Raw genomic sequence first — 13,789 nt, 5'->3', positions numbered from 1 at the left:
GCTCACGGTGGGCTTTGGGTGCGGAGGGCTCGGGGGGAGGCGCCCAGTTCGCGGCGGCAGGCCTTGTTGAACGCCTGCAGGTCCGGGATCCCCACCGCCGCGGCGATCGCGGGAATCGCCAGCGTCGACTCGCGCAGGAGGTGCAGCGCCCGTGACAGCCGCCGGCGGCGGATGTAGCCGACCACCGTGTCGCCGGTCTGGGCGCGGAACAGGCGGGTGAGATGGTTGTGCGAGACCCCGGCGGCCCTGGCGATGGCCGGTACGGTCAGCGGCGCGGCCAGGTCGGCCTCGATGTGCTCGATGGCCGCGGCCACCACGGCGTGCGGGGTGCCGGCCAGGGGCAGGTTCGCCACCCGCCAGAGCACCGACCACACCTCGGCCGACGCCCTGGCCGGCGTCTCGGGGACGGCCGCGATGGCCTGGCGCAGCGCGGCGCCGATGACGGGGGCCTGGTCACCGGCGTCCCGCATGACGGCCACGGTCCGCCGCTCGTCCCGGCCGGGCAGGCGGAAGTGCGCGTACAGGTGCTCTGACCTGCCCCGATAGTGGAAATGCACCTCGGCGTCCGGCGGGATCAGGCTGACGTGTCCCGGCTTGATCGCGTGGGTGGTGCCTTCGAGGACGAGTTCGGCGGCGTAGCCGTACAGGTGGAGCTGCCACAGGTCCGGCAGCCGCCACACGTCGAGCGGTCTGACGATGCCGTGCACGCCCACGCCCGCCCCGGCGACCGCCGGTGGCGCGGAGAGCGCGAGGGTCACATGACGCACGATGCCTGCCCTCCTCGGTGAGCGAAAATCGACCAGTAGTTGATGATTAGAACCCACGACACGGACGATGTCCGATTCTAGCTTTGAGGCATGCGAACCACTTTGCTCACCTCCGCACAGGTGGCCGGATTCGTGGCCGCCGGCTACCTGCGGCTCGACGGGATCGTCCCGGCCGAGCTCAACGACCAGGCGATCGGCGTCCTCGACGCGGGCATCCCCCGCGTGCCGTACGGAACCCCGGTCACCAGCGCCTTCCCCGAGGGATCGTTCGCCCGCCGGCTGATCGAGCTGCCCGAGGTCGCCGGGGCCCTGCACTCCCTCGTCGGCCCCGACCCGACCGTCGACCACCACGCGGTGCACGTTCGTGAGCCCCAGGGCGGTGAGGCCCAGCCGTTGCACGCCGACGCCATCATCGACACCCGCATGGACGCCTTCGACGTCCAGCTCATGTACTACCCGCGCGAAGTGAGCGCGGACATGGGCGGCACGCTCGTGGTGCCGGGCAGCCACCTGCGGCGCATCAACGAGAGCGACACCGGCCGCTACCAGAACCTGCTCGGCCAGACCCGGCTGACGTGCCCGGCCGGGACCGTGATGCTGCTGCACCACGGCATCTGGCACGGCGGCCGGCGCAACGACAGCTCCACACGGCGGTACATGTTCAAGATCCGCTTCAACCCGACCGTGCCGCAGGTACGGCTCTGGGACACCTCCGACCTGGCCGACCCGGCCGTCGTGGACGCGCTGAACACCCGTTTCCCCTGGTACGAGCAGGCGACCGGCCGGTTGGAGATCCACAACCGGGCGCGCCTGTGGCGGGCGATGACCGCCGACGCCTCGTTCGACATCGAATACTGGACGACCCGCGTGAACAACCGCCCCGGGAGGGTCGCATGAAGCAGCAGGTACTCGTGCTCTACCTGGCCACCTCCGCCCTCGACGCGCGGGTGGTGGGCTGGTCGTCCTATGACGGCACCGGGCGGACGAATCCGACGGCGGGCGACGGGGACGAGCCGCCGTACGAGACCGGGGTGGACGCGCTCCGCGACGGGTGGCGGCTGTTCCAGGCGTCGCAGCTGATTCCGCCGTACCCGGGGCACGAATACGACACGTCCTTTCTCAAGCACGAGTTCTTCTTTGAGAAGATGTCGTAGGTCTGCATAGGTTCGGTGTGGTTCGTGGAAGGAGCGGGATGGCCGGCATGCGCCCGCTCCGGCCCGACGATCCCGAGCGGATCGGCGGCTATCGCCTGCTCGGCGTGCTCGGCTCCGGCGGGCAGGGCCTCGTCTACCAGGGGGCCGGTGACGACGGGCACGAGGTCGCCATCAAGGTGCTGCACAGCCATCTCGCGCAGGACGACGAGGTCACGTGGCGGTTCCTGCGGGAGGTGGAGGCGGCGCGGCGGGTGGCCGCGTTCTGCACGGCGGCGGTGCTGGACGTGGGAGTGGCGGACGGGCGGCCGTACATCGTCAGCGAGTACGTTCCCGGTGACACCCTCCAGGCCGCCGTCCGCGTCTCGGGGCCGCGCCGGGGCGGGGCGCTGGACCGGCTGGCGATCTCCACGCTGACGGCGCTGGCGGCGATCCATCAGGCGGGGATCGTGCACCGGGACTTCAAGCCGGGCAACGTGCTGATGGGGCCGGACGGGCCGATCGTCATCGACTTCGGGATCGCCAAGGCGCTCGACGCGACCACACGCACGTCCGGGCCGATCGGGACGCCTACGTACATGTCGCCTGAGCAGTTCAGGGGCGAGCGGGTGGGGCCCGCGTCGGACGTGTTCAGCTGGGCGGGCACGATGGTCTTCGCCGCGACCGGGCAGCCGCCGTTCGCCGGGGAGACGGTGGCGGTCATCATGAACGCGATCCTGAGCGGGGCTCCCCGGCTGGACGGGGTGCCGGGCCACCTGCTCGGGGTGCTCGAAGCCTGCCTCTCCAAGAACCCCGCCGCCCGCCCCACCCCGGCCGGCCTCCTCCAGGACCTGATCCGCCAAACGGGCCCCACGGCCCGCTCCTCACCCCCACCGACCAGCCTTCCCCACCCCGACCCCTCCCCGGCGGGCCCCAGAACGGCCGGGCCCGTGCAGGGCGGGCCCGTGCAGGGCGGGCCCGTGCGGGATGGGCCCTCAGGTCCCGCGCCGGTCAACCCCGGAACGGCCGGGCCTGTGCAGGGCAGGCCCTCAGGCTCCACAGGACCCGCACAAGGTGGACCCTCGGGTCCCACACCCGCCGGCCCCATGCCAGTCGCCCCCGGAACGGCCGAACCCTCAAGCCCTGCACCCGCCAGCCCCTTACCGATCCACCCCGGAACGGCCGGGCCCGTGCAGGGTGGACCCTCAGGCCCCGCAGGACCCACACAAGGTGGACCCTCGGGTCCTGCACCCGTCGGCCCCTTGCCGGTTGACCGCTTGCCGGTCGGCCCATTACCTGGTGCTGCAATTCCCTCCCCCGCGTCTGCGGCAGGCGCGAACGCCGGTGAGGCGCCGGGGCAGGGGACGGCGCCGAGCCGCAGGAACGCGGTCAGTCGGCGGGTGGTTCTGGGCGGGGGTGTGGCGGCGGCCGCTCTCGGGGTGGCCGCGTTCACCGTGCTCCGGCCGGGCGGTGGGCTGTTGTGGGCGGATGACGGGGCTACCGGGCGGCCGGATGGTGACACATCACCGCGGGAGAGCGCCGGCACGTCCACTCCGTCCGCGTCTCCATCCGCGTCTACGTCCGCATCTACGTCCGTGTCTCCGTCGGAGTCGCCCTCGGTGGTGGCGTCGGCGGAGCCGTTCGGGGCGGTGGTCGGAGGGCCGGCCACCCTGCCCGGTGGCAGTGGGGAACCCGCCGCGCTGGCCGCCGCCGGGAGTACCGTCGTGTGCGGCACCGCCAAGGGCGTCGTGGTCGCCTGGGAAGCGGGCGCGGCCGTCACCCGGATCGGTGACGGGGGTGGGGCGGTGTCGTCGGTGGCCGTCGGCGACCTCGCGGGACGGCCGGTGGTGGCCTCGGGGCACAGTGACGGCAGGATGCGGTTGTGGACCCCGACGGGCGAGAGCCTGGAGAACCGCCGGGCCAGTGACCCGATCGTGGCCGTCACGGTCGCGGGCCGGGCGGTCGCGGTGTCGCAGAAGTACGACGGCCTGCGGGACCTGTACAGCGTCGTACGGCTGTGGGACCTGTCCACCGGCAAGCAGATTGGATCCACGATCACGGACCATTTCCAAGGTATCCACGGCCTGGCATTCGGCCGGCTGGACGGGCACGACGTGCTCGTCACGGGAGACGGCGGCGAGCGGATCCGGGTGCGGCGCCTGGCCACGGGGAAGCAGACGCATACGTTCCGCACCGGCGAGATCGGCGGCATCGAGATGCTGGCCTGCGGTGAGGTGAAGGGCAAGCCGGTGCTCGTGTCCACCCACCTCGACGCGACCCTGCGCGTCTACGACCTGGCGACGGGCAAGCGCAGGAAGAAGTGGAATTTCAGCGGCCAGAGCCCCGACGACCGGGGTGTCACCGCCCTGGTCGCGGGCCGGCTCGGCGACCTGCCCATCGCGGCCGTCGCCCACGCCCCGGCGGGCGGCGAGGTCACCGTCCGCGTCTGGAACCTTGACAACGGCAACCTCCTCGGCCTGCTCGGCTCGGACGACGACGGCGGCGCCGTCCGCACCCTCGCCGTGGCCGACCTGAACGGCCGCCCGGGCATCGCCGGAGCGACCGGCAACGGCACGTTGCACCTCTGGAGCCTCGGTCCCGGGTGATGAAGCCTCGGTCCCCGGTGGTGGAGGGCGTCCCAGGTGATGGAGCGGCAGTCCCGGGCGAGGGAGGACGCTCCCCGGTGGTGGAGGGGAATCCCCGGTGGTGAAGGGCATCCCCAGGTGAAGGAGCGGCGCTCCCAGGCGAGGGAGAGCGGTCCCCAGTAGTGAAGGGCAGTCCCCGGTGAAGGAGCGGTGGGTCACGTGTTCGGGGTCGTCAGGCGGTCGCGGAGGGCGTCCACGTGGTCCATGACCGGGGTGGCCGTGACGCCGTGCAGCACGACCGAGGCCAGCACCGTGAAGCCCGTCACCGCCCACAGCTCCTCGGCCGGTACGCCGAAGTCGGCCTGGCCCAGCGCGTACGCGAGATAGAACAGCGACCCGATCCCCCGGATGCCGAAGAACGAGATCACCAGCCGCTCCCGGGGCCCGGCGGGGCCGCGCCACTGGGAGAGCCAGCCGGTCAGCGGGCGGATCACCAGCAGCAGCAGGACCCCGACGGCGGCGCCGCGCCAGGTGAGGGCCGCCAGGCCGCCCGTCGCGACGAAGCCGCCGAGCAGGAGCAGCAGCCAGGCCGTCAGCAGCCGTTCGATCTGCTCGACGAACCCGTGCAGGACGTTGTTGTAGCCGTGCCCGTGCTCCGCCCGCCTGATGGTGAGGGCGGTGACGAAGACGGCGACGAAGCCGTACCCGTGGGCGAGTTCCGTCACCCCGTACGCGAGGAACGTGGCCGCCAGTGCGACGAACCCGTCGCGGCGCTCCGACAGGCGCAGCCCGTCCGAGCGGGCGCGGAAGAACATCCGTCCGAGCAGGCGGCCGATCAGCAGCCCCGCCACCGCCCCGGCCACGGTGCGGTAGACGACGTCCACCAGCGCCCACTCCCCCAGCCGGCCACCGCCCAAGGCCGCGGCGGCGATGGCGGCGTACACGATCGGGAAGGCCAGCCCGTCGTTGAGCCCGGCCTCCGAGGTCAGGGCGAAGCGGATCTCGTCGTCGGCGTTCTCGGCGTCCACCGGCTCGCCGACGTGCACGTCCGAGGCGAGCACCGGGTCGGTCGGCGCGAGCACGGCCCCGAGCAGCAGGGCCGCCGCGATCGGCCAGCCGAGCAGCGCGGTGGCCGCGACGGCGACCCCGGCCACGGTCAGCGGCATCGCCAGGCCGAGCAGCCGCCAGGTCGTGGACCAGCCGCGCAGCCCCGCCCTGCGGTTGATCGCCAGGCCGGCACCCATGAGCGAGACGACCACGCACAGCTCGGTGATGTGCTCCAGCGCCACCCGATGCGCGATCGGGTCGGGCTCGGGTAACCCGAGGGGCAGCGCGAACAGCAGCACACCACCGAGCAGGTAGACCAGGGGCAGGGACAGGGGACGGCGGGCGATCACCTCGGGCAGGATCGCGGCCAGCAGAGCGGCCGCCCCGCCGAGGGCCAGGACGAGATCGAGCGTGGACATCCCCGGCCCCCTGCCCCGGAGATCACCCTTTATCCATCAAGGTCAGCCGCGCAGGGCGGCCATGTTGCGGTAGCTCAGCTCGGCGTACCGCAGCGACTGGGCGGGGTCGGTGCCGGGCGCGTTGTCCTGCTCGTACATCGGGTTGTGCCGTTCCCGCTCCCGCAGCCGGGAGAAGAAGCGCCGGTAGTCGATGTCGCCGGTGCCGAACGGCACCATGTCGTAGCCGTTGGCGGTGGCCGGGTTGGCGGTGCCGTCCTTGGCGTGGAACAGGGGGAAGCGGTGCTCCCTGGCCCGGACGGTGGCGAGCGGGTCGAACACGTCAGTCCGCACCGAGCCGTCGGGCGCGGTGTACGTGTGGTGCTTGAACCGCGCCACGTGCGCCCAGAAGATGTCCATTTCGAAGTAGACGCGCCTGGGGTCGCTGATGCCGAAGAAGTACTCCAGTTTGCGGATGCCCGACGAGCGCGTCGGCCGGCCCTGCTCGTCGAGCGGCCCGCTGTCGAGCAGGAAGGCGTAGGCGGCGTCGTGGTTGTGCGTGTACAGCCGGACGCCGGCCCGGCGGGCGATCGAGCCGAGCTCGTTCCACTTGTCCGCCGCCACGTCCCAGTCGGCCTTGTACGCACTCCCGGTCGGGTCCGCGCCGGTGCCCACGTGGGCGAGGCCGAGGATGTTCGCGATCTCCAGCGTCTGCTTGAACCGGTCGAGGTCGGCGGTCGTCAGCGGCCACGACCCGGGGATGAACCCGTGGTTGCCCTGGGCGCGCAGCCCGTTGTCGTCCAGCCAGGCCCGCAGCAGCCGGGCGCCCTCGACGGTCTCCAGGTTCGCGCCGCCCTCGGCGTTGGCGTGCTGGCGGTACCCGGCGAACTCGACCTGCCGGTAGCCGATCCGGCCGAGCTCCTCCAGCACGCGCCGGAACCCGGAGGGCAGGGTGGTGGACAGCGGGTCGCGGCCGACCGCGTCGCGGACGGTGTAGAGGATGATGCCGCGCTTGCCGCGCGGGATGAGCGCCCGTCTGGAAGCGGCCTCGGCAGCCTCTGCGGCCTCGGCGGGCTGGGCGAGCGTGGCCGCGGCGGCCAGGCCGGTGGTGGCGGCGAAGAGCCGGCGACGGCTCAGGCCCAGACGACGGTAGAGCGTTAAGGCTTCGGGGGCATGGTGATGGCTCACGCGGGTTCCCTTCCTGGAGGGACGCGTGCGCCGACCACGTCACAGCGGTTCCGTGCCGGGCCCTGAGGGCATGCCACCGCCCCGGGCTCGGGACGATCTCATTGGACTACGCGCCCCCGGAATGGTCAATGCGTGACGAACTGGTCGATGGTGGCGGGCGCGAGCACGTGCTCGACCACCATGACGGCGGCGCCGACGATGCCCGCCCGGTCGCCCAGCTCGCTCGCGCGGATGCCGAGATGCTGCGTGGCCAGCGGCAGCGAACGGCTGTAGATCGTCTCCCGTACGCCGGCCAGCACCTGCTCGCCGGCCTCGGCGACCGCGCCGCCGATCACGATGACCGAGGGGTTGAAGAAGTTCACGATCGAGGCCATCACGGCGCCGACCTCGCGGCCCGCCTGCCGGACGAGCCGGGTGGCCCGCAGGTCGCCCGCGCGCATGAGCGCCACCACGTCCCGGCTGCCGCCCGCCTCGACGCCGGCGCCGCGCAGGGCCGCCGCCATCGACGCGCCGCCGGCGACCGCCTCCAGGCAGCCGGTGTTGCCGCACCGGCACGGCGCCTCCGAGGCGGCCACCCGGATGTGGCCGACGTCGCCCGCCGCGCCCTGCGCGCCGCGGTGCAGCCGGCCGCCGGAGATGATGCCACAGCCGATGCCGGTGCCGATCTTGATGAAGATCAGGTGGTCGGCCGCCGGTCCCGCGGCCCAGTGCTCGCCGAGCGCCATGATGTTGACGTCGTTGTCGACCAGCACGGGGGCGCCCAGGCGTTCGCCGAGCCAGCCGGGCACGGCGAAGCCGTCCCAGCCCGGCATGATCGGCGGGTTCACCGGCCGTCCGGAGCCGTGCTCGACCGGTCCCGGCAGGCCGACGCCGGCTCCGCACACGTGCGTGAGGTCGCGCCCGATCCCGGCCAGCAGGTCTTCGAAGGCGGTGACGAGCCAGCCGAGTGTGGGCTCGGGGCCCTGGTCGACGGGCAGTTCGCCGGCGCGTTCGGCGAGCACGTTGAGGCCGAGGTCGAGAACGGCCAGGCGGGCGCGGGTGGCGCCCAGGTCGGCGGCGAGCACGACCCGGCCGGCCTCGTTGAAGGTGTAGACCGCGGCGGGCCGCCCGCCGGAGGAGACGGCCCCCTCGCCGGCCACGACCCAGCGGTGGTCGATGAGGCCGTCGAGGCGCTGGGCCACGGTGGACCTGGACAGGCCGCTGAGCTCGGCCAGTTCCCCGCGGGTCCGGGCCCGCCCGTCCCTGAGGATGGCCAGCAGCGCTCCCGCCCCAGCGCTCTGTCCGTTGGATCCACGTGGCATACGATCTACCTTACTTCGGAAATCGTCCGACTTATGTTGACAAGAATTAAAAGTCGGATTTATCGTCCCGAAATATGTAGGACATATGCGTCACCGGGATTTTATGTCCCGCACCTGGCCCGGTCCTCGCCCGCCGTCGCGCCGAGACGCGGGCGTCAGGGGATGCCACCCGGGCCGGGTCCTCAGCTCGCCTCCCAGAGGTCGCAGTTGTGCTCGGCCGCCATCGTGGTCAGCGGAACGGGAACCGAACGGCCCCCGGCCCGCAGCGACATGAGCAGAGAGGTCCGGTTGACGGACGGCCAGGGCGCCGCGTTCCGCGCGGACGGCTGTCCCGTACGCGTGAACGATCCCCAATGGTGCACCATGTCGCGCGCCAGACGGCGTTCGGCGGCGTCGAACGTGGGCGCGATCGGCGTGCCGTTGTCGAAGCTCGGCCACAGGTAGGCCAGCTCGGCCGCGTGCCCCGCGCCCCACTCGTACCCGGCGGGCTCGGGGCTCAGGCCGGGGCCGGTGCGGTGGTCGAAGCGGTAGCCGTACACGCGGGTGTGGGCCGCGAACGCCTCGATGAGGCGCAGGGTCGGGCAGCCGCCGATGCCGGCCAGGAAACCGGAGTCGGTGAAGATCGCCCCGGTCAGGTACGCCGAGGTGAACCGGTCCGATTGCGCAGGCCACGGATACCGCGCCAGAACGGCGTCGGCCCGGCCGGCGAACAGGGCGCGCACCCAGCTCTCGTACTGCTCACGGGTCCACCCCCGGTTCCCCTGCAGGAACGTACGGCCCTCGTCGCGCGTGGAGCCCACCACCAGGGGCACGCGCTGGAAGCGGCCGGCCCGCACGGCGGTGTCGGGGTTCTCGGGAAGCGCCGGGTAGCCGTACAGGAAGCGGGCGTACTGGGGGCCGTCGATCAGCCGCCCCGGAGGCAGGGCGCGCAGGCAGGCGGCGGTGTCGCAGCCGAGCGTGGTCGCGATCGAGGCACCCGCGCGCTCGCCCTCCTCCGCCGGGAAGGCCAGGCACGAGCCGCTCTGGATGATCCCGCGGCCGAACAGCCCGGCCGAGCCGGGGGCGGTCAGGTGGCCGCAGACCGACCAGCCGCCCGCCGACTCGCCGTCGATGGTGACGCGGCTGGGGTCACCACCGAAGGCGCCGATGTTGCTGCGTACCCAGCGCAGCGCGGCCTGCTGGTCGAGCAGCCCGTAGTTGCCCGACTGGCCCGCCTCCGCGGTCAGCGCCGGGTGGGCGAGGAAGCCGAGCACCCCGAGGCGGTAGTTGACGCTCACCACGACGACGTCCTCAAGCTGGGCGATGAGCGTGCCGTCGTGCTGGTTGGCCGAGCCGTTGGACAGGCCGCCGCCGTGGATCCAGAACAGCACCGGCAGCTTGCGGCCCGCCGTGGTGCCGGCCGGGCGGAACACGTTGAGGTACAGGCAGTCCTCGGTCTCGGAGCGCGGGCCGTTGGGGCTGACGGCGGTCGGGCAGCGGTTGCCCCAGGCGGCCGCGTCGCGCACGCCCCGCCAGGCGGGCGGCGGCTGCGGGGCGCGCCAGCGCAGGTCGCCGACGGGCGGGGCGGCGTAGGGCAGGGCGAGGAAGCGGTCCACGCCGTCGGCGCGCGCGCCGCGTACCAGGCCGGTGTCGGTGCGGGCCACCGGACGGGCTCCCGATTCGGCGGTGGCGGGGGTCGCGGTGAGGAGCAGGGCCGCGACGGTGACGGCCGTTCCGAGTAAGCGAGGTCTGAGGGCCACGGGCATGGTGAGCAGCTCCTTCGAGGACCGGCTTGGGTCACGCCGACAACGGTCGCGCCGACACCATACGAGCCGCGCGTGATCCGCGATAGCGGCTCCACCGCTGGACGGAAGACATTCCTCACCACACCATGAGACAGGGGGTGATCGACTCAGTCAGAAAGGCGGGTCCATGACCACTACGGAGATGCCCGGCCCGGTTCCCGCGCAAGGCGGGGGCAGGTCCGTGGCCAGCCGGGTCCTGAGTGTGCTCGGCGCGTTCTCGAGCGAGCGCCGCCGGATGAGCCTGTCCGACATCAGCCGCCGCACCGAGATGCCGCTGACGACGGCGCACCGCCTGGTCAGCGAGCTGGTGTCGTGGGGTGCGCTGGAGCGCGACCGCGACGGCCGTTACCAGATCGGGCTGCACCTGTGGGAGGTGGCCGCGCTGGCGCCGCGCGGGCTCGGGCTGCGCGAGGCGGCGATGCCGTATTTGGAGGATCTGTACGAGGTCAGCCGCCAGCACGTCCAGCTCGCCGTCCTGGACGGGGCCGAGGTGCTCTACCTGGAGCGGATCTCCAGCCGGGACGCCGTGGGCGTGCTCAGCCGGGTCGGCGGCCGTTTTCCCGCCCACGCGACGGGCGTCGGCCTGGTGCTGCTGGCGTACGCGCCGCCGCAGGCGCAGGAGCGTTACCTGGCGGGGCCGCTGGCGTCGTTCACCGCGCGGACGGTCACGGATCCGGCCCGCCTGCGCTCGGTGCTGGCCGAGGTCCGGCGCGACGGCTACGTCATCAGCGACCGCCAGGTGACGCTGGACGCGGTGTCGGTGGCGGCTCCCGTGCGCGACGCCTCCGACGAGGTGGTGGCCGCTTTGTCGGTCGTGGTACGGCACGGCGACCCGCAGCCGGGCGCCCTCGTCCCGGCCGTGGTCACCGCCGCGCGGGGGCTGTCGCGCTGGCTGCGGTCGCATCCCGGGCGGCCGTAGGAAGGCTTGCGTCCACCGGGTGATATGTGATGTCGTGCCCGTCGTGCCGATCATTGTGGATTTGACCAGCGGGAATGTCGAGAAGGAATATCGATCCGCCGAGAAGGGGCATTTCGGCGGCACGATCCTCGGGTTGCGGTTGATGAGTGAGCGGACGCCGGCGGGGCTGGATCCGTACGATCCGCGGGCGCTGCTCTATGTGGCGGCCGGCATGCTGGGCGGGACGGCGGCGCCCGGGCTGGCCAAGGCGGTGTTCCTGGCCAAGTCGCCGCTGACGGGGGTGGCTGGGGAGGCGCACGCGCTGGGGCCGTTCGCGGCCGGGATGCGCGCCGCGGGCGCCAAGGCCCTGGCCGTGACGGGGCGGGCCGGGCGGCTGTCGTACGTGCTGATCGAGCGCGGCGAGGCGAGCGTGCACGAGTGCGCTGAGCTGCGCGGACTCGGCACGGCGGCCACCACCGACGCGCTGCGCGCCCGGCACGGGACCGGCGCCCACGTGGCGGCGATCGGGCCGGCCGGGGAGAACCTGGTCCGGTACGCGAGCGTGGTCACCGACCTCGCCTTCGCCGCCGGTCGCTACGGCCTCGGCGCGGTGTTCGGCGCCAAGAACCTCAAGGCCGTCGTGTGCGTCGGCGACGCCCCCGCGGAGGTGGCGGACCCGGCGGCGATCGCCGCGCTGACGGCCTCCTACCGGGCCGCCATGCCCGCCAACCCCCTGGCCGCGCTGCAGGCGGGGGAGCCGGGGTTCGCGGGCTGGGTCGGCGACCCGCTCGATCCGGGTTACGCCTCGGTGCGGAACTTCTCGGTGGCGGGCGCGACGGGGCTGCGGGTCCCGGCGGCGCGCGACTACTCCGGCCGCGCGCTGGCGACCACCGGGTCCTGTCCCGGCTGCCCGAACGACTGCATGAAGGTGTACGCCCCCGACCAGGAGGGGCTCGAACGGCGGTCGGGCGGGCTCGGGCAGGAGGCGTTCGTGTCGCTGGGGTGGAACCTCGGCATCGACGACCTCGACACCGTCCTGGCCGCGAACGCCCTCTGCAACGACCTCGGTCTCGACCCGGTGTCCCTTGGGGGCACGCTGGCCTTCGCGATGGAGTGCGCGGAACGCGGGCTGCTGCCCGGCGGCAACCTCGCGTTCGGGGACGCGGCGGCGCTGGCCGGGCTCGTCGCGAACGTCGCCCGCCGGTCCGGGCCGCTGGGCGACCTGCTCGCCGAAGGGTCCGCCAGGGCGGCGGAGCGGATCGGGCCGGCGGCGGCGCCGTACGCGATGACCGTCAAGGGCGCCGAGCTGCCCTGCTTCGACCCGCGCATCCAGCCCGGCATCGGCCTCGGATACGCGATCGCCCCCGGCGGCCCGCGCTACGACGCGCTGGAGCACGACCTGGACTTCGACCCCGTCGCCGGCCTGCTCTACAGCTTCGAGGAGGCCCGCAGGATCGGCGCCGAGCCCGCCCCGGCCGGCGAGCTGGACGAGGAGCGGGGCCGCCGCAGCGCCCGCCTGCTCCGCCTGTGGAGCGCCCTCGACGCGCTCAACCTGTGCGTCTTCGCCTCCTCCCCCACCCGCCCCCTGACCATCGACCACCTCACCGCCCTGGTCACGGCCGTCCTCGGCACGGACTTCACCCTGGAGGACCTGCTGGCGGCCGGGCAGGAACGGCTGGACGCCCTGCGCGTGTACGCCGGCCGCGAGGGCGGCGGCCCCGACGAGCTCCCGGACCGCCTGCACACCGAGCCGATCACCGATGGCCCCCACAAGGGCGCGGTCCTCGACCGGGCGGCCTTCGAACGGGCCCGCACCGCGTTCTACGAGGAGCTCGGCTGGCGTTAACGCCCTGGAAATGCCTCTTGTTCGGTTTGTGAGCCCCCTGCTATGTTCTGGTCAATCGTTTGAACGCAACCGAGGGAGACCATCGGGGATGGCTGTCACGATCGACCTGACCGGGCGCACCGCGCTCGTCACGGGCGGCGCCGGCGGGCTCGGGTCCGCCTGCGCCCGCGCGCTCCGCGACGCCGGAGCGGACGTCGTGCTCTCCGACCTGGAGGGCCCCCGCCTGGCCGGGGCGGCGGACGAGCTCGGCGTCGCGGCGCGGGCGGCGGACCTCACCGACCCCGCCCAGGCCAGGGCTCTGGTGGACGGCCTCGACCGGATCGACGTGCTGGTCAACTGCGCCGGGATCATGCGGACCACTCCCCTGCTCGACATCGAGCAGGACGAGTGGCTGCGGATCGTGGACGTCAACCTGAACGCCGCCTTCTGGCTCACCCAGGCCGCCGGCAGGCGGATGGCCGCCCAGGGCGGCGGCTCGATCGTGACCCTGGCCTCGGTCGCCGCCCGCTCGGGCCGGCCCAACGCGGCCCACTACTCGGCCACCAAGACGGCGCTGCTGTCGCTGACGAAGTCGGCGGCCGAGGCGCTGGCGCCCGTACGGGTGAACGCGGTCTGCCCCGGTGTCTTCCTCACCGCCATGTGGGACGAGATCATCAGCGACCGCGACCGCCGCTTCGGCCCGGACGCGGGCGCGGCCTACCTGAAGGAGGTCGGCGAGCGCTCGCCGCTGCGCCGCGCCGGGCGGCCGGAGGAGGTCGCCGCCGCGGTGTTGTTCCTGGCCAGCGACCTGGCGTCGTTCATCACGGGCCAGGCGCTGAACGTCGACGGCGGACTGGAGATGGACTGAC

11 protein-coding genes are annotated in these 13,789 nt (G+C 73.1%); 6 read left to right on the top strand and 5 right to left on the bottom strand.

Features of this window, described 5'->3' with window-relative positions; translation table 11 throughout:
* Nucleotides 1-2: 2 nt before the first annotated feature.
* Nucleotides 3-767: an AraC family transcriptional regulator gene (locus C4V41_RS43410; RefSeq protein ID WP_200824614.1), complete on the bottom strand. Its 765-nt coding sequence runs from the start codon at nucleotides 765-767 to the stop codon at nucleotides 3-5.
* 90 nt (nucleotides 768-857) lie between these two features.
* Here C4V41_RS43410 and C4V41_RS43405 point away from each other — a divergent pair, with 90 nt between their 5' ends.
* Genes C4V41_RS43405 through C4V41_RS43395 form a run of 3 tightly spaced genes read left to right on the top strand, consistent with a single transcriptional unit; the run spans nucleotide 858 to nucleotide 4,503 of the window.
* A complete protein-coding gene (locus C4V41_RS43405) occupies nucleotides 858-1,664 on the top strand; it encodes a phytanoyl-CoA dioxygenase family protein (RefSeq protein WP_200824613.1) in 807 nt (268 codons plus the stop codon).
* The gene (locus tag C4V41_RS43400; RefSeq protein ID WP_103961869.1) at nucleotides 1,661-1,921 is read left to right on the top strand and encodes a hypothetical protein; all 261 of its coding nucleotides are present in this window, start codon (nucleotides 1,661-1,663) and stop codon (nucleotides 1,919-1,921) included. The genes C4V41_RS43405 and C4V41_RS43400 overlap by 4 nt, the downstream gene beginning before the upstream one ends.
* Nucleotides 1,922-1,959: 38 nt before the next feature.
* Nucleotides 1,960-4,503, top strand: a complete 2,544-nt coding sequence (locus tag C4V41_RS43395) for a serine/threonine-protein kinase (protein WP_103961868.1) — start codon at nucleotides 1,960-1,962, stop codon at nucleotides 4,501-4,503.
* A gap of 194 nt (nucleotides 4,504-4,697) precedes the next feature.
* Here the strand turns inward: C4V41_RS43395 and C4V41_RS43390 are convergent, their stop codons facing one another.
* From C4V41_RS43390 to C4V41_RS43375, 4 genes are all read right to left on the bottom strand, one after another.
* Nucleotides 4,698-5,948: a cation:proton antiporter gene (locus tag C4V41_RS43390; RefSeq protein ID WP_103961867.1), complete on the bottom strand. Its 1,251-nt coding sequence runs from the start codon at nucleotides 5,946-5,948 to the stop codon at nucleotides 4,698-4,700.
* Between the two features lie 42 nt (nucleotides 5,949-5,990).
* The gene (locus tag C4V41_RS43385) at nucleotides 5,991-7,112 is read right to left on the bottom strand and encodes a sugar phosphate isomerase/epimerase family protein (RefSeq protein WP_103961866.1); all 1,122 of its coding nucleotides are present in this window, start codon (nucleotides 7,110-7,112) and stop codon (nucleotides 5,991-5,993) included.
* Between the two features lie 125 nt (nucleotides 7,113-7,237).
* Complete coding sequence (locus C4V41_RS43380) at nucleotides 7,238-8,413, bottom strand: ROK family transcriptional regulator (RefSeq protein WP_103961865.1); 1,176 nt, start codon at nucleotides 8,411-8,413, stop codon at nucleotides 7,238-7,240.
* A 182-nt stretch (nucleotides 8,414-8,595) separates the two neighbouring features.
* Nucleotides 8,596-10,158, bottom strand: a complete 1,563-nt coding sequence (locus C4V41_RS43375; RefSeq protein WP_103961864.1) for a carboxylesterase/lipase family protein — start codon at nucleotides 10,156-10,158, stop codon at nucleotides 8,596-8,598.
* 166 nt (nucleotides 10,159-10,324) lie between these two features.
* Here C4V41_RS43375 and C4V41_RS43370 point away from each other — a divergent pair, with 166 nt between their 5' ends.
* The 3 genes from C4V41_RS43370 (at nucleotide 10,325) to C4V41_RS43360 (ending at nucleotide 13,788) form a co-directional block, all read left to right on the top strand.
* Nucleotides 10,325-11,116: an IclR family transcriptional regulator gene (locus C4V41_RS43370; protein ID WP_235030750.1), complete on the top strand. Its 792-nt coding sequence runs from the start codon at nucleotides 10,325-10,327 to the stop codon at nucleotides 11,114-11,116.
* A gap of 43 nt (nucleotides 11,117-11,159) precedes the next feature.
* The gene (locus tag C4V41_RS43365; protein WP_146104001.1) at nucleotides 11,160-12,941 is read left to right on the top strand and encodes an aldehyde ferredoxin oxidoreductase C-terminal domain-containing protein; all 1,782 of its coding nucleotides are present in this window, start codon (nucleotides 11,160-11,162) and stop codon (nucleotides 12,939-12,941) included.
* Nucleotides 12,942-13,029: 88 nt separating this feature from the next.
* Complete coding sequence (locus C4V41_RS43360) at nucleotides 13,030-13,788, top strand: SDR family NAD(P)-dependent oxidoreductase (protein WP_160150583.1); 759 nt, start codon at nucleotides 13,030-13,032, stop codon at nucleotides 13,786-13,788.
* Nucleotide 13,789: the final 1 nt, after the last annotated feature.

The sequence above is a fragment of the Nonomuraea solani genome, from assembly GCF_900108335.1.
Lineage (GTDB): Bacteria > Actinomycetota > Actinomycetes > Streptosporangiales > Streptosporangiaceae > Nonomuraea > Nonomuraea solani.
This window is presented reverse-complemented; position numbering and strand designations above follow the sequence as displayed.

Coding starts and splice junctions, on each gene's coding strand:
- C4V41_RS43405 (WP_200824613.1), top strand. CDS start 858: ATGCGAACCACTTTGCTCACCTCCGCACAGGTGGCCGGATTCGTGGCC.
- C4V41_RS43400 (WP_103961869.1), top strand. CDS start 1,661: ATGAAGCAGCAGGTACTCGTGCTCTACCTGGCCACCTCCGCCCTCGAC.
- C4V41_RS43395 (WP_103961868.1), top strand. CDS start 1,960: ATGGCCGGCATGCGCCCGCTCCGGCCCGACGATCCCGAGCGGATCGGC.
- C4V41_RS43390 (WP_103961867.1), bottom strand. CDS start 5,948: ATGTCCACGCTCGATCTCGTCCTGGCCCTCGGCGGGGCGGCCGCTCTG.
- C4V41_RS43380 (WP_103961865.1), bottom strand. CDS start 8,413: ATGCCACGTGGATCCAACGGACAGAGCGCTGGGGCGGGAGCGCTGCTG.
- C4V41_RS43375 (WP_103961864.1), bottom strand. CDS start 10,158: ATGCCCGTGGCCCTCAGACCTCGCTTACTCGGAACGGCCGTCACCGTC.
- C4V41_RS43370 (WP_235030750.1), top strand. CDS start 10,325: ATGACCACTACGGAGATGCCCGGCCCGGTTCCCGCGCAAGGCGGGGGC.
- C4V41_RS43360 (WP_160150583.1), top strand. CDS start 13,030: ATGGCTGTCACGATCGACCTGACCGGGCGCACCGCGCTCGTCACGGGC.